The 18930-nt window shown below is 69.2% G+C and carries 21 protein-coding genes; 9 read left to right on the top strand and 12 right to left on the bottom strand.

All coding sequences use genetic code 11. The annotated features are described in order from the left end of the window. Positions 1-128: 128 nt before the first annotated feature. On the bottom strand, positions 129-1034 hold the full coding sequence (locus AC25Y0_RS10020) for a hypothetical protein (protein ID WP_488123900.1): 906 nt from the start codon (positions 1032-1034) through the stop codon (positions 129-131). Between the two features lie 9 nt (positions 1035-1043). Beyond that, positions 1044-2294 (bottom strand): winged helix-turn-helix domain-containing protein, encoded by a 1251-nt coding sequence (locus AC25Y0_RS10015; protein ID WP_488123901.1) that lies wholly within the window; start codon positions 2292-2294, stop codon positions 1044-1046. Between the two features lie 79 nt (positions 2295-2373). Between AC25Y0_RS10015 and AC25Y0_RS10010 the strand changes: the two genes are divergently transcribed. Together AC25Y0_RS10010 and ilvA are read left to right on the top strand one after the other, a co-directional pair. Then, positions 2374-3579, top strand: coding sequence for an AI-2E family transporter (locus AC25Y0_RS10010; RefSeq protein WP_488123902.1), 1206 nt, complete (start codon positions 2374-2376; stop codon positions 3577-3579). After that, positions 3576-4823 carry a threonine ammonia-lyase gene (ilvA, locus tag AC25Y0_RS10005; protein ID WP_488123903.1) on the top strand — a complete coding sequence of 416 codons (1248 nt, stop codon included), beginning with the start codon at positions 3576-3578 and terminating at the stop codon, positions 4821-4823. The genes AC25Y0_RS10010 and ilvA overlap by 4 nt, the downstream gene beginning before the upstream one ends. Positions 4824-4847: 24 nt before the next feature. On the opposite strand, the gene greA is transcribed toward ilvA, so the two are convergent. Both greA and AC25Y0_RS09995 read right to left on the bottom strand, forming a co-directional pair. Then, positions 4848-5339 carry a transcription elongation factor GreA gene (gene greA / locus AC25Y0_RS10000; RefSeq protein WP_488123904.1) on the bottom strand — a complete coding sequence of 164 codons (492 nt, stop codon included), beginning with the start codon at positions 5337-5339 and terminating at the stop codon, positions 4848-4850. A 70-nt stretch (positions 5340-5409) separates the two neighbouring features. Next, positions 5410-5802, bottom strand: coding sequence for a DUF4307 domain-containing protein (locus AC25Y0_RS09995; protein WP_488123905.1), 393 nt, complete (start codon positions 5800-5802; stop codon positions 5410-5412). A gap of 69 nt (positions 5803-5871) precedes the next feature. Here AC25Y0_RS09995 and AC25Y0_RS09990 point away from each other — a divergent pair, with 69 nt between their 5' ends. Next, positions 5872-6156, top strand: coding sequence for a hypothetical protein (locus AC25Y0_RS09990; protein WP_488134578.1), 285 nt, complete (start codon positions 5872-5874; stop codon positions 6154-6156). A 3-nt stretch (positions 6157-6159) separates the two neighbouring features. Here AC25Y0_RS09990 and trhA read toward each other — a convergent pair whose 3' ends face one another. Next, positions 6160-6837, bottom strand: coding sequence for a PAQR family membrane homeostasis protein TrhA (gene trhA / locus AC25Y0_RS09985; protein ID WP_488124043.1), 678 nt, complete (start codon positions 6835-6837; stop codon positions 6160-6162). A gap of 124 nt (positions 6838-6961) precedes the next feature. On the opposite strand from trhA, the gene AC25Y0_RS09980 reads away from it, so the two are divergent. The 3 genes from AC25Y0_RS09980 to AC25Y0_RS09970 all read left to right on the top strand — a co-directional run bounded on the left by AC25Y0_RS09980 (position 6962) and on the right by AC25Y0_RS09970 (position 10053). Beyond that, entirely contained in the window at positions 6962-7747 is a 786-nt protein-coding gene (locus tag AC25Y0_RS09980; protein ID WP_488123907.1) for an isoprenyl transferase, read from the top strand. A 246-nt stretch (positions 7748-7993) separates the two neighbouring features. After that, positions 7994-9322 carry an RNA 5'-3' helicase PhoH2 gene (phoH2, locus tag AC25Y0_RS09975; protein ID WP_488134645.1) on the top strand — a complete coding sequence of 443 codons (1329 nt, stop codon included), beginning with the start codon at positions 7994-7996 and terminating at the stop codon, positions 9320-9322. 110 nt (positions 9323-9432) lie between these two features. Further along, complete coding sequence (locus tag AC25Y0_RS09970; RefSeq protein WP_488134577.1) at positions 9433-10053, top strand: hypothetical protein; 621 nt, start codon at positions 9433-9435, stop codon at positions 10051-10053. 76 nt (positions 10054-10129) lie between these two features. Here the strand turns inward: AC25Y0_RS09970 and AC25Y0_RS09965 are convergent, their stop codons facing one another. From AC25Y0_RS09965 to xseA, 7 genes are read right to left on the bottom strand one after another with little or no spacing between them, the layout of a single operon-like run. Then, positions 10130-10786, bottom strand: coding sequence for a response regulator transcription factor (locus AC25Y0_RS09965; RefSeq protein WP_488123909.1), 657 nt, complete (start codon positions 10784-10786; stop codon positions 10130-10132). Next, complete coding sequence (locus tag AC25Y0_RS09960) at positions 10783-12300, bottom strand: sensor histidine kinase (protein ID WP_488123910.1); 1518 nt, start codon at positions 12298-12300, stop codon at positions 10783-10785. Before AC25Y0_RS09960 ends, AC25Y0_RS09965 begins: the two co-directional genes overlap by 4 nt. 47 nt (positions 12301-12347) lie before the next feature. Further along, entirely contained in the window at positions 12348-13742 is a 1395-nt protein-coding gene (locus tag AC25Y0_RS09955) for a class II fumarate hydratase (RefSeq protein WP_488123911.1), read from the bottom strand. A 33-nt stretch (positions 13743-13775) separates the two neighbouring features. Then, a complete protein-coding gene (locus AC25Y0_RS09950; RefSeq protein ID WP_488123912.1) occupies positions 13776-14426 on the bottom strand; it encodes a carbonic anhydrase in 651 nt (216 codons plus the stop codon). Next, entirely contained in the window at positions 14423-15076 is a 654-nt protein-coding gene (locus AC25Y0_RS09945) for a DUF4245 family protein (protein ID WP_488123913.1), read from the bottom strand. Before AC25Y0_RS09945 ends, AC25Y0_RS09950 begins: the two co-directional genes overlap by 4 nt. Next, complete coding sequence (locus AC25Y0_RS09940; protein ID WP_488123914.1) at positions 15076-15315, bottom strand: exodeoxyribonuclease VII small subunit; 240 nt, start codon at positions 15313-15315, stop codon at positions 15076-15078. Before AC25Y0_RS09940 ends, AC25Y0_RS09945 begins: the two co-directional genes overlap by 1 nt. Before the next feature lies 1 nt (position 15316). Next, entirely contained in the window at positions 15317-16621 is a 1305-nt protein-coding gene (xseA, locus tag AC25Y0_RS09935; RefSeq protein WP_488123915.1) for an exodeoxyribonuclease VII large subunit, read from the bottom strand. 106 nt (positions 16622-16727) lie between these two features. Here xseA and AC25Y0_RS09930 point away from each other — a divergent pair, with 106 nt between their 5' ends. From AC25Y0_RS09930 to AC25Y0_RS09920, 3 genes are read left to right on the top strand one after another with little or no spacing between them, the layout of a single operon-like run. Further along, positions 16728-17768 (top strand): 4-hydroxy-3-methylbut-2-enyl diphosphate reductase, encoded by a 1041-nt coding sequence (locus tag AC25Y0_RS09930; RefSeq protein WP_488124045.1) that lies wholly within the window; start codon positions 16728-16730, stop codon positions 17766-17768. Beyond that, positions 17765-18340 carry a DUF6264 family protein gene (locus AC25Y0_RS09925; protein ID WP_488123916.1) on the top strand — a complete coding sequence of 192 codons (576 nt, stop codon included), beginning with the start codon at positions 17765-17767 and terminating at the stop codon, positions 18338-18340. Before AC25Y0_RS09930 ends, AC25Y0_RS09925 begins: the two co-directional genes overlap by 4 nt. Beyond that, the gene (locus AC25Y0_RS09920; protein WP_488123917.1) at positions 18337-18891 is read left to right on the top strand and encodes an MOSC domain-containing protein; all 555 of its coding nucleotides are present in this window, start codon (positions 18337-18339) and stop codon (positions 18889-18891) included. The genes AC25Y0_RS09925 and AC25Y0_RS09920 overlap by 4 nt, the downstream gene beginning before the upstream one ends. Positions 18892-18930: the final 39 nt, after the last annotated feature.

Here is an 18930-nt window from a genome sequence, read left to right as displayed (position 1 = left end):
TAGCGTCGCGCGCGTGCGGATATAAGTCTTGTTGAACTGCGTCCACTCTGATATGCGCGGCCACAATGTCGCGTTCGTCGATGCAGATATGCGGCATTTGTCGTGTCAGCGCCGGTCTCGGTAGGCGGTCAGTGGACCCGCAGCACCATCTGTTCGCCCTCGAAGTCGACGGTCCCACGTAGCGCCCACGCACCGGAACGGTAGGTGAACGAGGCCGCCGAGCCGGCTCTGGTCGTGCCGGTCGCGGTGGCGACGATGGCGCCGCCGGTCGCTTCGAACGATCGGCCGTCGGGGCCGATCTGAAGAGTCGGGAGCTTTTCTACGCGGAAGGCGACGCGCTCGAGCACACGCAGATCCGCAGCCCACGGCACGCGCAGGCCGCACCGCTCGGGAACCGTGGCCGCCGGTGCGGTGCACGCCTCGGCGTATGCGTCGAGCTGCTGCTGGGCGACCTCTGTCGCTGTCGGCGTGAGGATCGGATCGAGCGCGACCGTGACGGGGCGCTCGCCCGTGACGACCGCCTCGACACGCGCGTCGAGGAGCCCTGTCGGCGCCGCCGACACGGGGTAGACAGCAGGGAGTAGCGGGATCGGTGTACCCGAGGGCTCGAGCGCGTCGCCGATGACGACGGAGTCGCCGAGGGTCGTCGTGGCCTCGAGGCTCGCGAATGACTCTGCCGTGAGCACCCAGCCCGTCTTGCTGCGCGAAAGCTCGAAGACGACGACGCCGTCGGCACCGCCGAGCTGCACGTCGGCCCGCGCGTGGACCGTGTCGCCCTCGTCGGTCACCCTCACGGTGTAGTCGCTGAGGTGTCCTGTCGCCCCCGCGAACGCCGTTTCGAGGCGCGTCGCGTCGGCCGTCTCGGGCAGCAGGGGAGAGATCGCGGCGAAATCTCCGTCGGACAGTGCGCGCAGGTACTGCTCGGCGGCGTCATCGGCCGACGGCGGACGCGTCAGCGCCCACGCCGCGATGCCGGCGCCGACCGCGACCGCCGCGACGCCGGCGACCACCCCTGCGATGACACGGCGTTGCACAGTGCCACGCTAACCCGCGGTGAGCGGACCTGCATCGTGACGCCCGGCGCGGGGGAGCGCTGCCGCGAGATCGTCGACCGCATCGCCCCACCCCGATATCGACAGGGTGTCGAGCCCTTGCCACGCGGAGGCGGCCTGCAACCGGTCAGCCAGATGCCCCGCGGCATCCGGGGGATGACCTGCTTCCCACCACGCGGACTGCACGAGCAGACGGGATGCCGCCCGGTCGGCTTTGAGGTCGACGCGGCCCACCACGTCGTCACCCTGCAGGACCGGCAGGGAGTAGTAGCCGAACCGGCGGCGGGCGGCCGGCGTGTAGATCTCGATCCGGTACTCGACGTCGAACAGGCGCTGGGTGCGGTCGCGGAACCACACGAGGGGATCGAACGGGGTCAGGATCGTGTTCGCCTCGATGCTCCGGGGGAGGCGGGCATCCGTGTGCACCCAGGCCGGCGTGGGTCTGCCGCCCGTCGTCCACCCCTCGACCGTGACGGGCTGCAGCTCACGCGATTCGACGAGATCATGGAGGGCAGCCCGCAGCGCGGCGCGGTCGGTGATCCGCCAGTAGTCGGCGAGATCGGCCGCCGTGGCGACGCCGTAGGCGCGCGCCGCGCGCCGCACGAGCTCGCGGATGGCGTCTTCCCGCGGCACGCGCGCACCGAGGGACGCAGCAGGCACGACATCCGCGGCGAGAGCGTAGCGGCGCTCGAAGCCGCGGCGGCCGGCGATCGCGACCTCGCCGAAGAGCCACAGCTGCTCGAGCGCGCGCTTGACGGCATCCCAGTCCCACCACTCACCGCGCGCGCCGCGCTGCGTGTCGTACTCGATCTGCGCCCGTCGGAGCGGGCCGCGTTCAGCGAGCTCGGCGCGCACCCAGTCCACGACCGGGCGATGTGCCTGAAACCACGTATCGGGACCTGTGCCGTACTTCGCGCGCAGCGCATCCATGCGGAACCGGAACAGCGGCCAGTCGGTCGCCGGGATGAACGCCGCGACGTGCGCCCAGTACTCGAGGTAGGGCGGGCGCTGAGCGAAGAGGAGTCGATCCAGAAGTGCGGGGTCGTACGGCCCGAGACGCGAGAACAGCGGCATGTAATGGGACCGCGCGAACACGTTGACCGAGTCGATTTGCAGCGTCGCCATGCGACCGAGGGCGAGATTGAGCTGCCGCGTGCCCACGTCATCGGGATACGGGCGGGCGAAGCCCTGCGCGGCGACGGCGATGCGGCGGGCCTCGGCACGACTGAGCGAGGACTTCACGGGCGTCAGCCTAATGACCGCTCCCGACACCGCGTGCGAGCATCATGACTGCGGAATGCGCCGGTCGTAGACTTGATGGATGAGCAGCACCGAGTCAGGGCGGGACGAACCCCCGCCGCGCGGCTCGCTGTTCGACGCCCTGCGGGATCGCAGGCGCGTCGTCACGACAGAGGCGAGCCGCACCGTGCCGCCCGGCCTCAGCATCGCGACCGCGTACTCGTGGCGGCTGCTCGTCATCGCCGCGGCCGTCGGGGTCGCGATCTGGCTCATCATCCAGCTCAAGCTGCTGGTCATCCCTCTTCTCATCGCGATCCTCGTGACGGCCCTGCTGTGGCCGGCCTTCTCATGGATGCTGCGCCGAGGCGTTCCGAAATGGATCGCGATCGTCATCTCGGTCGTGGGCACGCTCGCGGTCGTGTCGGGCCTGCTCTGGCTCGTCGGGTGGCAGATCAGCAAGGAGCTGGCATCGGTGCAGGCACGCACCGTCGACGCGGTCGTCGAGTTCCGCCAGTACCTCGTCGACGGCCCGCTGCACCTCACGGAGCAGCAGATCGACGACCTGCTCGCGCAGGGCAGCCAGCTCATGCAGGAGCAGGGTCAGCTGCTGTGGTCGGGTGCACTCGCGATCGGAACAACGCTCGGTCACGTCGCGGCCGGGGCGCTGCTGTCCGTCTTCATCCTGCTGTGCCTTCTCGCCGACGGCGCGGGGATCTGGAAGTGGGCGACACGGCTCTTCCCGCGGCGGGCGCGCCCTGCCGTAGACGGAGCTGCGAAGGCCGGTTGGGTCACGGTGGTCAATTACGCCCGCACGCAGATGCTCGTCGCGACGATCGACGCCGTCGGAATCGGGCTGGGCGCGTTCCTGCTGGGCGTGCCGCTGGCCATCCCCATCGCCGTCCTCGTGTTCCTCGGTGCGTTCGTTCCGATCGTCGGTGCCGTGCTGACGGGCGCCGTCGCGGTGTTCCTCGCCCTCGTATACAACGGCCCGTGGATCGCGCTGTGGATGCTCGTTGTCGTCCTCGGCGTGCAGCAGCTCGAGGGTCACGTCCTGCAGCCGCTGCTGATGGGCCACGCCGTCAAGGTGCATCCGCTCGCGATCGTCATCGTCGTCGCGGGTGGCGCCATGATCGCCGGCATCCCGGGTGCGCTCTTTGCCGTACCGCTGGCCGCATTCGCCAACGTCGTGACGGTGTATCTCAGCAGGCGGGCGTGGGAGACCGGCGCGCCACCCACCGGCGACTTCATCTGGACGACCGTCCCACGTCCCAGGAGGACAAGCGCGTGAGCACATCTCAGATCCGGTCGGCCGTGCCGCCGCTGGCCGCCTTCGAGGATGCCGCGGCGTCGCTGGCCGGCGTGATCTCACCGACCCCGGTGGATGCCTCGCAGTACCTGTCCGAGCTGCTCGGTGTGCCCGTGCACCTCAAGCTCGAGAACCTGCAGCGCACGGGCTCGTTCAAGATCCGTGGGGCGACCTACCGACTCTCGCGCCTCACCGCCGACGAGCGCGCGCGTGGTGTCGTCGCCGCCTCGGCGGGAAACCACGCCCAGGGGGTCGCCCTCGCGGCGCAGGAGCTCGGGATCCCCGCGACGATCTTCATGCCCCTCGGTGTGCCCGTGCCCAAACTCCTCGCGACGCGCGGGTACGGAGCCGACGTCGTGCTCGAAGGTGAGACCGTCGAGACGCCTCTGCGCCTCGCCGCCGAGTTCGCCGAGCGCACGGGCGCCGTGCTCATCCATCCCTTCGACCACCCCGACATCATCGCGGGGCAGGGGACGCTCGGCATCGAGCTGTGGAACCAGCTGCCCGACATCGACACGGTCGTGCTCGGCATCGGCGGAGGCGGACTGATCGCGGGGGTCGGAGCCGCCCTCAAAGCGCGTGCCGCGGCCGTGGGGCGCTCGATCCGCATCGTCGGCGTGCAGGCCGAGAACTCCGCAGCCTTCCCCGCCTCGCTCGCCGCCGGTCACCCGGTCGCGGTCGCCACGCGCCCCACGATCGCCGACGGCATCGCCGTGGCCCGCCCCGGCGATCTGACATTCGAGATCATCCGCGAAGTCGTCGACGAAGTCGTCACCGTCTCCGAAGACGACATCGCCCGGGCGCTGCTCGTCCTGCTCGAGCGTGCGAAGCAGGTCGTCGAACCCGCCGGCGCCGTCGGTGTGGCCGCGATGCTCGCGGGCAAGCTGCAACCGACGGGCACGACCGTCAGTGTGCTCTCTGGCGGCAACATCGACCCGCTGCTGCTGCAGCGCGTCGTCGCGCACGGACTTGCGGCATCCGACCGGTACACGTCACTGCGGATCCCGCTGCCGGATCGCCCGGGGCAGCTCGCGCGTGTGTCTGAGCTGGTCTCGCGCGCTGGGGCGAACGTGATCGAGGTGCTGCACACGCGGCACGGTCAGGGTCTGCAGATCAGCGAGGTGATTCTGCAGCTGAGCATCGAGACGCGCGGCGAAGAGCACCGCGCCGACGTCATCGCCGTGCTCGAAGAGGCGGGCTTCGAGCCCGTCATCGTCCGCGGCTGAGCTGTCGCCGGGCCCGCGCGAGGGTCACTGCCCCGCGTAGGTCTCCACCTTGACGACCTCGACCGCGATCTCGCGGCCGTTCGGTGCGGTGTACGAGGTCTTCTCGCCCTCGGCGAGGCCGAGGATGGCCGAGCCGAGAGGCGAGGCTTCGCTGTAGACGTCGAGCTCGGAGCCGACCGCGATCTCGCGGTTGCCCAGCAGGAAGACCTCTTCGCCGCCCGCGACGATGGCGGTGACCACCGTGCCGGACTCGACGACGCCCGTGCTCTCGGGTGCTTCGCCGACGGTCGCATCCTTCAGCAGCTGCTGCAGCGTGCGGATGCGGGCCTCCTGCTTGCCCTGTTCGTCCTTGGCGGCGTGGTAGCCGCCGTTCTCTTTGAGGTCGCCCTCTTCGCGGGCGGCTTCGATCCGCTTGGCGATCTCCTCGCGGCCGGTCGTCGAAAGACGCTCGAGCTCGTCGGCGAGACGGTCGTAGGCATCCTGGGTGAGGAAGGTCACCTGGGCATCGCTGGACACGTCGATCTCCTTGCTGTGGGGGCGGTACGGCGAACGCCCCGGCGGTTGCCAGGGCGTGAACGGGAACAGACTACGTCACCCAGCAGTCGTTGACAAACCCCGATACCGCGCCCGCCGTCGTGGGAACGACCTCGCTGAACGCGCGGCCGTGCAGGTCGCTCGCCTCGTACTCGACGACCTTCCAGCCCACGACGCCGTGATCTTCGTCCTGAGCCTCGAGGACGCACGCGACGCTGCGCTCCGGGGGAGAGGTGAACTGGAAGTCGATGACGATGGTGCGCTCATCGACCACATCGAAGCCCGTCGTGTCGGCGTCGACCGCATCGAGGGACGAAGCCACCGTCATCCACGAGAAGAGTCCCACGGCGATGACGGCAAGTGTGATCCCGATGATGACGAGCGCACGCGAACCCGAACGACTGCGCCGACCATAGCGCCGGTCGAGCATGTCCTGGGTCGTCATCGCGATCCTGTCGAGAAGATTAGGCTGGGACATCCAGGCTATGCGCTTTCTGCGCGGATCGAGGACACCATGCACGCCGTGATCGCCGCGTTCGCGACCGCAGCCCCCCAGCCGACGCCGAGCATGACGGTCGACCCGTCGCTGGTGACTCCCGGTCCACTGGGTTTCGCCGTCATCGTGCTCATCGTCGTCGCGGTCTTCCTGCTCATCTTCGACATGCTGCGCCGGATCCGTCGAGGCCGCGTGCGCGCTGACATCGCCGACGAACTGCGCGAAGAGGCCGAGGCGCGCGATGCGGCCGGGCAGGGGGACGGCTCACGTTCAGACGACTCGCAGGCACCGCCGCGCGCCTGAGGATCAGGGGCCGTGGTAGGCCGGCTGCATAGCGATGAGCAGGCACGCCGTCCAGTGGCAGAGGAACGCCAGCACGGTGCACACGTGGAAGATCTCGTGGAAGCCGAAGTGCCCGGGCCACGGGTTCGGCCGCTTGAGCGCGTAGATGACCGCGCCGAGCGTGTAGAGCAGACCGCCGATGACGACGAGGATCATCATCGCCGGGTTCGCCTCGAACAGCGGCACGAGGTACATGACGGCCGCCCAGCCCAGCACGAGGTAGAGGGCGACATAGAGCCAGCGTGGCGCGTCGATCCAGAACACCCGGAACAGGATGCCCAGCAGCGCGCCGCCCCAGGCGAGCGAGAGCAGCGTCACGGCCTGGGCGGTCGGGAGCGCAAGCACCGCGATCGGGGTGTACGTGCCGGCGATGAGCAGCAGGATGTTGGCGTGGTCGATCCGCTTCAGGATGGCCTTGGTGCGCGGACCCCAGTCGATGCGGTGGTACAGGGCGGAATTGCCGAAGAGCAGCATCGACGTGAGCATGAAGACGGCCGAGGCCCATTTCGCCGGGCCGCCCTGCGCCAGAGCGATGAGCACGATGCCCGCCACGATCGCGATCGGAAAGGTCGCGGCATGGATCCAGCCGCGCCAGGTCGGGCGGATCTCGGGGGTCGCGGCGTCGACGTCCGCTGCCTCCATGAGGGGCAGCTCAGGAACGTCGGGTTCTTCGGAAACACGGCGGCGGTCGGTCACACGCACAGATTACGCGTCCGAGTATGCCGCGGGAAACATGCCGCGCGGCGTCGCGCGGTAGCGTAGGGGTGTGGCGCGCGCTTCGTCGAACGAGGGTAGAGGGCCCCTCTATCGGCTGTACATCAACCGGCTCCGCCGCCGCCTCCATGACGCGGCGGTACCGCGGCATGTCGCCATGATGATCGACGGCAACCGGCGTTGGGCCCGCCAGCTCGGCTACGATTCGGCCGCTCACGGACATCGCGCCGGAGCGGCCAAGATGCGCGACTTTCTCGGCTGGTGCGACGACATCGGGGTCGAGGTCGTCTCGCTGTACCTGCTCTCCAACGACAACCTGGCCAAGCGCGACTCGCGTGAGCTGTCCGACCTCATCGACATCATCGCCGAACTCGCCGACGGACTCTCACGCGAACGCGACTGGCGAGTGCAGCATGTCGGGCGGTCCGAGCTGCTGCCGCCCGATCTCGCCTGCGTGCTCGAGGAAGCGCAGGAGCGCACGAAGGGCAACACGGGTCTGCACGTCAACCTCGCCGTCGGATACGGCGGGCGAGGCGAGATCGTCGATGCCGTGCGCAGCATCATCGCGGATCACTCGACGTCGGGGGGATCACTCGACGAGCTCGCCGAGAGCCTGACTCCCGAGCAGATCGGCGAACACCTTTACACGGGCGGTCAGCCCGACCCGGACCTCGTCATCCGCACCTCGGGCGAGCAGCGACTGAGCGACTTCCTGCTGTGGCAGTCAGCGCACTCCGAGTTCTACTTCGTCGAGGCGCTGGGCCCGGATCTGCGCGAAGTCGACTTCCTGCGCGCGATCCGCGACTACGCAGACCGCGATCGGCGATTCGGCAGCTGACGGCCCCCGCCTTCGCGACGGCGCGCGTGTGGGAACGCACGTTCACCGCCGCTTAGCCTCGCCTCGGCGTGTCGAACGCAGCGGATGTCATGTGGCGGACGTACGTTCATCGCATCGGGCATCGTGCCCGGTCGGGTCGGCCTCTTGGATCGCGACTCGTGACACCTGGTCGACTCGTGACTGCCGGGTTCTCCACCCGGGGGCGGGGAGTGGGTTGTGACCACCACACGAGCACCACACGAGCAGATCGACCAGGAGCTGCCCGGCCTCGACCAGGCCGATCAGACGCTGCGCACCTATGTCTTGGACACCTCGGTGCTGCTGAGTGATCCGCGGGCGTTCTTCCGATTCGCCGAGCACAGCGTCGTGATCCCGGTCGTCATCATCACCGAGCTCGAGGGCAAGCGCCACGATCCCGAGATCGGCTACTTCGCCCGCCAGGCCCTGCGCCACCTCGACGAGCTACGTGTCGAGCACGGTCGACTCGACTTTCCCGTACCCGTCGGCGAGGGCGGTTCGCTGCGTGTCGAGCTGTCGAACACCGATGCCTCGGTGCTGCCGCAGGGCATGCGCCTGGGCGACAACGACTCCCGCATCCTCGCGGTCGCGATGCACCTCGCGCAGGACGGCCACGAGGTCACGGTCGTCTCGAAGGACCTGCCGATGCGCGTCAAGGCCGCCTCGCTCGGCGTGAGCGCCGAGGAGTACCTCGCCGAGCAGGCCGTCGACTCGGGATGGACGGGCATCGCCGACATCCATGTCTCGGGCGACGAGATGAGCGACCTGTACGAGAGCGAGGTCGCCGAGAGCGACGACGTGCGGGGTCTTCCCGTCAACACCGGTCTCATCGTGCACTCCGAGCGGGGGTCGGCGCTCGGGCGGGCACATGGCGACGGCTCGTTCTCGCTCGTGCGGGGAGACCGCGAGGTGTTCGGACTGCACGGCCGCTCGGCCGAGCAGCGCATTGCGATCGACCTGCTGTTGGACCCTGACGTGGGCATCGTCTCGCTCGGTGGCCGCGCGGGGACCGGCAAGTCGGCGCTCGCGCTGTGCGCGGGCCTCGAGGCCGTTCTCGAGCGCCAGCAGCAGAAGCGGATCATCGTCTTCCGACCGCTCTTCGCCGTGGGCGGGCAAGAGCTGGGGTATCTGCCGGGAGACCAGCAGGAGAAGATGAACCCGTGGGGTCAGGCGGTCTACGACACCCTCGGATCGGTCGTCTCGAGCAATGTCCTCGACGAAGTGATCGAGCGCGGTCTGCTCGAGGTGCTGCCGCTCACGCACATCCGTGGCCGCTCGCTCCACGACGCGTTCGTCATCGTCGACGAGGCTCAGTCCCTTGAGCGCAACGTGCTGCTGACCGTGCTGAGCCGCATCGGGCTGAACTCCCGAGTGGTGCTCACCCACGACGTCGGACAGCGCGACAATCTGCGCGTCGGACGGCACGACGGGGTGGCATCGGTCATCGAAACGCTCAAGGGACACGGCCTGTTCGCGCACGTGACGCTCACGCGATCCGAGCGGTCGGCGATCGCCGCGCTCGTCACCGACCTGCTGGAGGCGGGTGAACTGGCCTGAATCGGCGGCCGGTATGAGAAAAGTCTCACCCGCGAGAGGGACGGTCAGGGGGTGGGCTCTGACACCATTGAAGGGTCCGTGAATTCCACGGACTCGAAGGGACGGCTCTCGTGGACACGCGCGCACGGATCGCGATCGGAGGTACGACCGCGTTTGCGGTGAGTGCCGCCGTCGTCGCCACCGTGGTCGTGAGCAATGCCGCGATCTTCGCGGAGTTGCCGGGGGCTCCCGTCAACACCGCGACGGTCCAGATCAGTCGAGCACCGCAGGCGACCGTCACGCCGGCGCCCGCCGCCGGACCGGCCGACGTGTCGCCCGTCACCGAGATCGTCGGCGAAGACGTCCCCTCGCCCGTGGCGCCTCCCGCCGCCGAGCCGCCCGCTGCCGTGGCTCCGCCGGCGACGCCGGTCGCCCCGCCCGTGGTCCATACGCCGCCGGTCGTCGCCGAACCGCCGGTCGCCGTCGTCGTGCCTGCTCCCGCGCCCATCGTGGTCGTACCGGACGTCACGGTCGTCGGGCCGGGTCCGTCGAGCCCCGCCGAGCGCCCCGATCGCGACAACCGTGAGAGCGTCGACACCCACGACCACCCCCGCTTCGGCCTGCGCGGCGAGGCGCCGGCGCCCCTTGAGACTTCCGCTCCGGCGGTGAGATCGTCCGTCCCCGGGACACCCCTGCACGGGGACGGCTCGAAGAGAGATCGATCGCAAGGTTCCCCAGACTCACGCGATTGATGTGCGACCGGCCTCCCCCAGACCGGTCTTCCAGCCCCCGACGTCCCCCAACGTCGGGGGCTTCTCTCGCGTGGGACTATTCCCAGCGATAGCCTTCGCCGCGCACCGTGACGATGTGATGCGCCCCCAGCTTGCCGCGCAGGTAGCGCACATAGACATCGACGACGTTCGAACCGGGGTCGAAATCGAGGCCCCACACGGTGCTCAGCAGCTGTTCGCGGCTGAGGACGCTGCCCGCGTGGCGAAGGAACTGCTCGGCAAGGGTGAATTCGCGCGCCGACAGCTCGACGGGAACGCCCGCGACGGTCACTCGGCGTGCCAGCACATCGAGCACGATGTCGCCGCGGCTGATCAGCACACCGCCGGCCTGCGTGGATTCACGTAGCCGTGAGCGCACACGTGCGAGAAGTTCGTCGAATGTGAAGGGCTTGGCGACGTAGTCGTTGGCACCGGCGTCCAGTCCCTCGACCGTGTCCCGCGTACTCGATCGGGCCGTCAGCATGATGACCGGAAGCGCCGTGTTGCCGGCCCGCAGCTCGCGCAGCACTTCGAAGCCGTCCATCGTGGGGAGCCCGATGTCGAGCAGGACGAGGTCGGCGGCACCGCTGAGCGCTGCCTGGAGCCCCTCGGCGCCGTCTTCGATCTGGATCGTGTCGTAGCCGGCGGTCTCGAGCCCGCGTGCGATGAACGCCGCGATGTGGGGTTCATCTTCGATGATCAGAATCGTCGTCATCCCGATGCCTCTCGCTGAAGCACGACGTCACCGGCGCGGACGGGTGCGGGGAACTCCGTCGTTGCGACGGGAAGGGGGAGATGGATCGTGAAGGTCGCACCCCCGCCGGGGGTATCGGTCACGGCGCAGTGACCGTTGTGCGCCTTGGCGATGGCGTCGACGATCGCCAGGCCCAGACCCGACCCGCCGACGCTGCGCTTGCCGTGTGCGCGGTCGAAGCGGCGGAAGATGCGATGCCGCGCCGCCGGCGGGATCCCGGCACCGTGGTCGCGCACCCACAGTCGGATGCCGGAGGAGTCCTTCGCGCTGCCGATCTCGATGACCGACCCTTCGGTGGTGTACTTGGCGGCGTTGTCGGCCAACTGCAGCCACGCCTGCAACAGACGGTCGTCGTCGCCCAGCAGGCGGCCGCGCGCGACATGCTCGACACGCCACGTGTGACCCGGGATGACCGAGACGAGCTCGCCGACGCGCTCGGTGAGTGCAGCGAGATCGATACGGGTGAGGGTGAACGAGCCCCCCTCGACGCTCGCGAGCAGATCGATGTCCTCGACGAGTCGGGTCATGCGGTCAAGCTCGGCGATGCCGAGATCTCGGGCGCTGGTCACATCGGCGGCATCCCGGGGGTTCATGAGTTCGAGGTGTCCCCGCACGATCGTGATCGGCGTCTTCAGCTCGTGCCGCACGTCATCCAGGAGTCGGCGCTGCACATCGACTGAACCTTCGAGGCGGTCCAGCATCGAGTTGACGGTGCGGGACATGTCGGCGATCTCGTCGTTGCCGACGGCGGGAAGGCGCGGCGACAGGTCGTCCAGGGTGATGGTGTCGGCCGTTTCGCGCAGGTGCCGGATCGGCGAGAGCAGGCGCCCCGTCACGAACCAGCCGACGACCCCCATCGCGATGAGCACGATGAGCGTCGCGACGCCGTACGTCGCCATCGCGGCGGTCACCGGCTCGAGCTCCGCCTCCAGGTCGACGGCGCGCACGTACACGCCTTCCTGCGGATCGCCGTCCATACGGATCGGGATCGCGATGTAGCTCAACGGCCCGTGCGAGGTCACTGCGGTACCGCGCACTGTCTGCCCGGACGCCGTTTCCGAGACGACGCGATCGACGAAGTCCTGGTCGTCCGAGATGTCGAAGCCCGACAGCGTCGAGGGAACGAATCGCGGAACGCCGTCGACGATCGCGATCGAGGCCTCGTTGCGCGCGGGGACGAGCCGCGCGACGACCGCCTCGAGGTACGCGTCGACGGACGGAAAGTCGGTGACGGGGACGTCCTCGACCGCCGTCTGGGTCTGCCCGTCGCCGGGGGGCGAGGACAGAGGGGCGTCGGCGACCGTCTGCAGACGCGCCACCTGAGCTTCCAGGCGCTCGTTGATCTCGGTGACCACCCAGTCGCGCTGCATCAGGAAGGTCACACCACCGACGATCGTGAGTCCGACGCAGGCCACGGCAAGCACCGCGCCGAGAATGCGGACGCGCGCCGAGATCGGGCGTGGTGTTCGGGCCACTCCCTGATTATGGACCCCCGTGGCCCCGCGTGGTGCTTCGGCTTCGATCAGCCCGGGTGCGTCATCGACAGCAGGTCGAGCTTCTCGTCGAGCTGCTCGATGGTCAGCTCGCCGCGCTCGACGTAGCCGAGGTCGAGGACGGCCTCGCGCACCGTGATGCCGTTGGCGACCGAGTGCTTCGCGATCTTCGCCGCCGCTTCGTACCCGATGAGCTTGTTGAGGGGGGTCACGATCGACGGCGACATGCCGGCGAAGGCAGCCGCGCGGTCGACGTTGGCCGTGAGCCCGTCGATCGTCTTGTCGGCGAGCAGGCGTGAGGCATTCGCGAGCAGGCTGATCGACTCGAGCAGCGCCGAGCCCATGACGGGGATCGCGACGTTGAGTTCGAACGATCCGGACGCGCCGGCCCACGCGATCGTCGCGTCGTTGCCGATGACGCGGGCGCACACCATGAGCACGGCCTCGGGGATGACGGGGTTGACCTTGCCCGGCATGATCGAGGAGCCCGGCTGAAGGTCGGGGATGTGCAGTTCTCCGAGACCCGTGTTGGGGCCGGAGCCCATCCAGCGGATATCGTTGTTGATCTTCGTGAGCGAGACGGCGACGGTGCGCAGGGCACCGGATGCCTCGACGAGAGCGTCGCGGTTCGCCTGGGCCTCGAAGTGGTCCTTCGCCTCGGTGATCGGCAGCTCGGTGTCGTTCACGATGAGTTCGAGCACCTTCTGCGGGAACCCGAGCGGCGTGTTGATGCCGGTGCCCACGGCGGTGCCCCCGAGGGGGACCTCGGCGACGTGGGGGAGGACGGCCTGCACGCGCTCGATGCCGAGGCGGATCTGGCGCGCGTAGCCGCCGAACTCCTGGCCGAGCGTGACGGGGGTGGCGTCCATGAGGTGCGTGCGGCCCGACTTCACGACGCTCGCCCAGGCTTCGGCCTTTGCTTCGAGCGCGACCGCGAGGTGGTCCAGGCCCGGGATGAGGTCGTCGATGATCTCCTGCGTCACGGCGATGTGCACGGACGTCGGGAAGACATCGTTCGACGACTGCGACGCGTTGACGTGATCGTTGGGGTGTACGGGCTGCCCGAGGTCGAGCGAGGCGAGCTTGGCGAGCACCTCGTTCATGTTCATGTTCGACGAGGTGCCGCTACCGGTCTGGTACACGTCGATGGGGAACTGGTCGGCGAACTCGCCCGCGATGACGCGGTCGGCCGCGCGCGCGATGGCGTCGGCGATGTCGGCGTCGAGCGTGCCGAGCTCAGCGTTGGCGAGCGCGGCGGACTTCTTGATGAGCGCGAGGGCGGCGATCTGGGCCGGCTCGAGACGGTCTCCGGAGATGGGGAAGTTCTCGACGGCACGCTGCGTCTGTGCGCCGTAGAGGGCGTCCTTGGGCACCCGGACTTCTCCCATGGTGTCGTGCTCGGTGCGGTACTCGATATCGGTCACGTCGTCGTTCCTCTCGTCTCTGGATCTCGGGGGTCAGGCGTCTGTCGTGACGCCGAGGCTGATGGCCGGGGCGGCGAGCCCTTCGGCCAGGCGGTAGTTCGCAGCCACGATGCCCACCCGCTGCTCGGCGATCGCCTGGCTGACGAGCTCGGACGAATGCAGCAGCCACGCAACGGTGTCGCGCAGGTGCTCACGGCCGACGAGCTCGGCGTCAACGGTCCCGGGACGGACGCCGTCGACGGTCTGCTCGCGGATGACGCGGCGTGCAGCGGGCACGATGGGCGCGATCTGGCGCCAGATGTGGGGCGCGAGCGGGGGAGCGTCGAGCTGCGTGCTCTCGATCGCGGCCGCGACGGCGCCGCACTCGTCATGGCCGAGCACGACGATGAGGGGCACGTCGAGCACCGCGACGGCGTACTCGATGCTGCCCACGACCGAGTCCGAGATGACCTGACCGGCGTTACGGATGACGAACAGGTCGCCCAGGCCCTTGTCGAAGATGATCTCGGCCGCGAGTCGGGAGTCCGAGCAGCCGAAGAGCGCCGCGTGCGGGCGCTGCCCCCTCGCGAGTTCGTGGCGACGCTGGGCATCCTGATGGGGGTGCCGCGGCGCGCCGGCGACGAATCGCTCGTTGCCGCGCCGCATCTCGTCCCACGCCTCCTGCGGTGTCGGCATCCCGTTCATTCAGCGTCCTCTCGCAGCGTCAGCACTTCGTCGGCCACCGCGGTCGCCATGTCTTCGAGGAGGGCGTCAGCGGCGGTGCCGTAGATCAGGATCGAGTCGTCGCCGGCGGTCGTGCCGAGGGCGACGGTGATGTTGCCGGTGCGGCTCGCCTCGAGGTCGTAGCGGTCCCACGTCACGCCGCCGATCTTCTGCGTGCCGCTCGGCGCGGACCCCGACAGCTCGCGTGTGATCCAGCCGGCGTCAGCGTCGAAGGCCTGCGCGACGATGAGGTATCCGGGGATCTTCTCATCGGCGGGGGCGTAGACGATCGTCCAGGCGCGGACGGAGCCGTCACCATCGACCGAAGCCCGGTTGACGACCCAGTCGTCGGTGGACACGGCGGGGGCGATCGCGGTGTGCCCCTCAGCGACGCCGATGCTCTCGGCCGTTGCCGCGACATCGATCGGCTCCTGCGGTGGCGGCGTGCCGCGGGGCACGCCCAGGACGATGACGGCGACGATCGCGATCGTGACGAGCAGTGCCGCGATGAGGTTGCGGGTGGTCTGGCTCGACCGGTAGGTGCGCGAGGCTTCGGCCTTGCGGGTCGCGGTCTCGGCGGGGGTCTCGGGGCGGCCGAGTTCCGCCACGATCCGCGGCTGGCGCGACGCCATCACGCCTCCGCGTCCGGCTGGGTGGTGCCGCGCGCGGCTTCGAGGCGGCGCTTCGCGCCGAGCAGCCACTCTTCGCAGCGGGCGGCGAGGGCTTCGCCTCGTTCCCACAGCGCGAGCGAGTGCTCGAGGGTCGGAGCGCCCTGTTCGAGTTCGGCGACGACACGGACGAGTTCGTCGCGTGCCTGCTCGAACGAGAGGTCCGAGACTGCCGCGGCGGTCGAGTCGGTCATGGGCTCCATCCTAGTTCGCAGCCGCCGGACGCCCGGTCGCGTCGCCTTCGTCGAGTGGGCCCTCCGAGCGGGCCCCGAAGGAGCCTCGTGCGACCGTGACGGCGACGTGCGCCCCCGCCGGTGCCTGCTCGGCATCGCGGACGATGGCGCCGTCGCCGAGGTGGGCGATCGCATAGCCGCGGGCAAGCGTCGCCGCGGGTGACAGCGCGCGCAGCGTCGCGCGCAGTTCGGCCGTGCGTCGCCCCTGCCGCTCGAGGGCACGGTCGACGACATCGCGCCCCCGCGCGCCCAGCAGGTGCAGCTCGTGGGCGCGCGTCGTCAGGAGAGACTCGGGTGCGCGCAGCACCGGCCGGGAGCGCAGCTGTTCGAGCTGGGCGATGTCGTGGCCGACGCGGGTCGTCAGCAGCGACGTCAGACGGGAGAGCAGGTGCGCGACGTAGGCGCGCTGTTCGGCCACGTCGGGCACGATCCGCTTTGCGGCGTCGGTGGGGGTCGATGCGCGCAGGTCGGCGACGTCGTCGAGGATCGGGTGGTCGTTCTCGTGGCCGATCGCGCTCACCACGGGTGTGGATGCCGCGGCGACAGCCCGCACGAGACGCTCATCGCTGAAGCCCAGAAGCGTCTGCGGGTCGCCGCCGCCGCGTGCGATGACGATGACGTCGACCTCGGGATCGGCGTCGAGGGTGCGAAGCGCCGCGAGAGTCTCGGGCACGCACCGGTCGCCCTGCACGGCGGCGTGGATCGTACGGAACCGAACGTGCGGCCAGCGCAGCTCGGCGTTGCGGTGCACATCTTTCTCGGCGTCGGAGTTCTCGCCGGTGATGAGGCCGATGAGGTGGGGGAGGAAGGGCAGCGGCCTCTTGTGCGCGGGATCGAACATGCCCTCCGAGCGCAGCTGGGCCCGCAGGCGCTCGAGCTTCTCGAGCTGGTCGCCCAAACCCACGTGGCGCATCGCCGACACGGCGAAGCTGAAGTCGCCCGTGCGCCCGAAATAGTCGGCTTTGACGCACGCGATGACGTGGTCGCCGACCTTGAGGTCGGCCGGCAGGCGCTCGCGGGTCGACGACCACAGGCGGAACGAGATGGCGGCATCCGACGTGACGTCTTTGAGGCGCCCGAACACGTTGCCGCCGCGCAGGTTCCACGAGGTGATCTCGCCTTCGACCCACACTGAGCCCCACTTCGTCACGAAACCGCGGATGGTCTCGTTGAGTCGGGAAACCGACGTCGGGGCCTCGAGGGAGGAATCCCGCGGATGCACCGAATCGGGCGGGGGAGCCGCGCCCGGCACGGGGGCGGCCTGGAAAGTGGTCATGCAGTCCTCTCGTGTGCGCGCGCCGCGACGTGGTCCGGCCTTCGCACAGGTGTCCGCCCATAGACTCATGCATGTGACTGCTGTGTCTGCGAACCCGATCGTACGGATGGCGGTGCCCCGCGTTCCGCGGCGGCGCGAGCGCCTTCAGGATATCCCCGTCCCCGGACACAAGAAGGTGCTGCTCGCTGCCCCGCGCGGATACTGCGCCGGTGTCGACCGCGCCGTGGTCGCGGTTGAGAAGGCCCTCGAGCGGTACGGCGCGCCCGTCTACGTGCGCAAGCAGATCGTGCACAACATCCACGTCGTGACCGAGCTCGAACAGCGCGGTGCGATCTTCGTCGAAGAGGTCGACGAGGTGCCTGAGGGGGCGCACGTCGTCTTCAGCGCGCACGGTGTCTCTCCCGCCGTCGTGGATGCGGCATCCGACCGAGGCCTGCGCGCGATCGACGCGACGTGCCCACTCGTGACGAAGGTGCACCGCGAGGCGGTGCGCTTCGCCCGCGATGACTACGAAATCCTGCTGATCGGTCACGAAGGGCACGAAGAGGTCGAAGGAACCGCCGGCGAGGCCCCCGACCACGTCACGGTCGTGAACTCTCCGGAGGAGGCCGACACGATCGAGGTCAAGGACTCGTCCAAGGTCGTCTGGCTGTCGCAGACGACGCTGTCCGTCGACGAGACGATGGAGACCGTGCGGCGCCTGCGTCTTCGGTTCCCGCACCTGCAGGATCCCCCGTCGGATGACATCTGCTACGCGACCCAGAACCGTCAGGTGGCGATCAAGAAGGTCGCGAAGGATGCCGACCTCGTCATCGTCGTCGGATCCGCGAACTCCTCGAACAGTGTGCGTCTGGTCGAAGTCGCGCTCGAGTACGGCGCGAAGGCGGCGTATCGCGTCGACTACGCCGACGAGATCGAGCAGGCATGGTTCGACGGCGTCGAGACCGTCGGCGTCACCAGCGGCGCCTCGGTGCCCGAGGTGCTCGTGCAGCAGGTGCTCGAAGACCTGGCGAACGCGGGCTACGTCGATGTCGAAGAGGTGCGCACGGCTGAAGAGGACCTGCTCTTCTCGCTTCCCAAGGAACTGCGTCAGAACGCCGACGGCTCGCGTGATGACCGCGCCATCGGCGGACGGGTCCGCGCGTGAGCGACTACGCGCCCCACGTCGGTCCCGACGGCCGTCAGCGGCCGCGGTACGGCGAGTACGCGTCGGCGGATGAGCAGCGCGCCCGCATCCAGCAGCCCGACGCGACCGAAGCGCTGTCGGCGGGCATCGCGCCCTCGGCATCCGATCCCGAGCCGATCGTCGCCGCGCCAGGACCCGCGCCTGCTCCCGCTCCCGTTCGCCGAGGCTCGTCGGTGAACCGGCTCGCGACGATCATGCTGCTCGCCGCGGGCGCGGCGAATGTGCTGGTCTCGCTGTTCAGCTACCTCGACCTGGCTTCCGCGCTCGAAGGCTCGTACGCGCTGCTGGGCATCGACGGCGCTTTCACCAACCTCGCGGCCGCGCGGCAGTGGGGCCTCATCGCGGCGGTCGTCCTCGTGTCGGGGTACATCGCCACGCTCATCTTCTCGTGGAAGCGCCTCACGGCCGGTCGTGTGTCGTGGTGGATCCCGATCGTCGGGGGCGTCGTGACGTTCTTCATCGTGAGCCTGTGCCTCATGGTGCCGCTCACGGGCGACCCCGCCTTCCAGGAGTACGTCACCTCGATCCGATGACCACGCCTCGACTCGTCGCCGTCTGCGCTGTGCACCAGTTGCGCCGCGATGCAGGGTCGGTCGGTGTCACGGGAATCGACAAGCGTGCCGTGACGGGTCCCGTCAAGGTCGGCGCCTACGGCGTGTACGCCGACGTGCAGGCCGATCGCAAGCACCACGGCGGGCTCGACAAGGCCCTCTACGCGTACGCCGAGGAAGACGCCCGGTTCTGGGAGAGCGAACTCGGCAGGCAGCTCGCGCCCGGTTGGTTCGGTGAGAACCTGCGCACCGAGGGGATCGACGTCAACGCCGCGCGTGTCGGGGAGCGCTGGCGTATCGGCGAGCGCGTCGAGGTCGAAGTCACGATGCCGCGCACGCCGTGCCAGACCTTCGCGCGATGGGTCGGCGGTGATGACGAGCGAGGCTGGGTCAAGCGATTCTCCGCCGCCGGGCGTCTCGGCCCCTACCTGCGCGTGCTGACGACCGGCCGCGTGCAGGCAGGCGACGAGATCGTCGTAACGCACCGACCCGAAGACGCCCCCACGGTGCTCGAGGTCTTCCGCGGGCACTGAGCATCGCTTGTCCATGAACATGAGGATGCCGCGACCCGA

Source organism: Microbacterium sp. Y547 (genome assembly GCF_057669785.1).
Note: the sequence above shows the minus strand (reverse complement) of the source record. Positions and strands in the feature narration are given on the sequence as shown.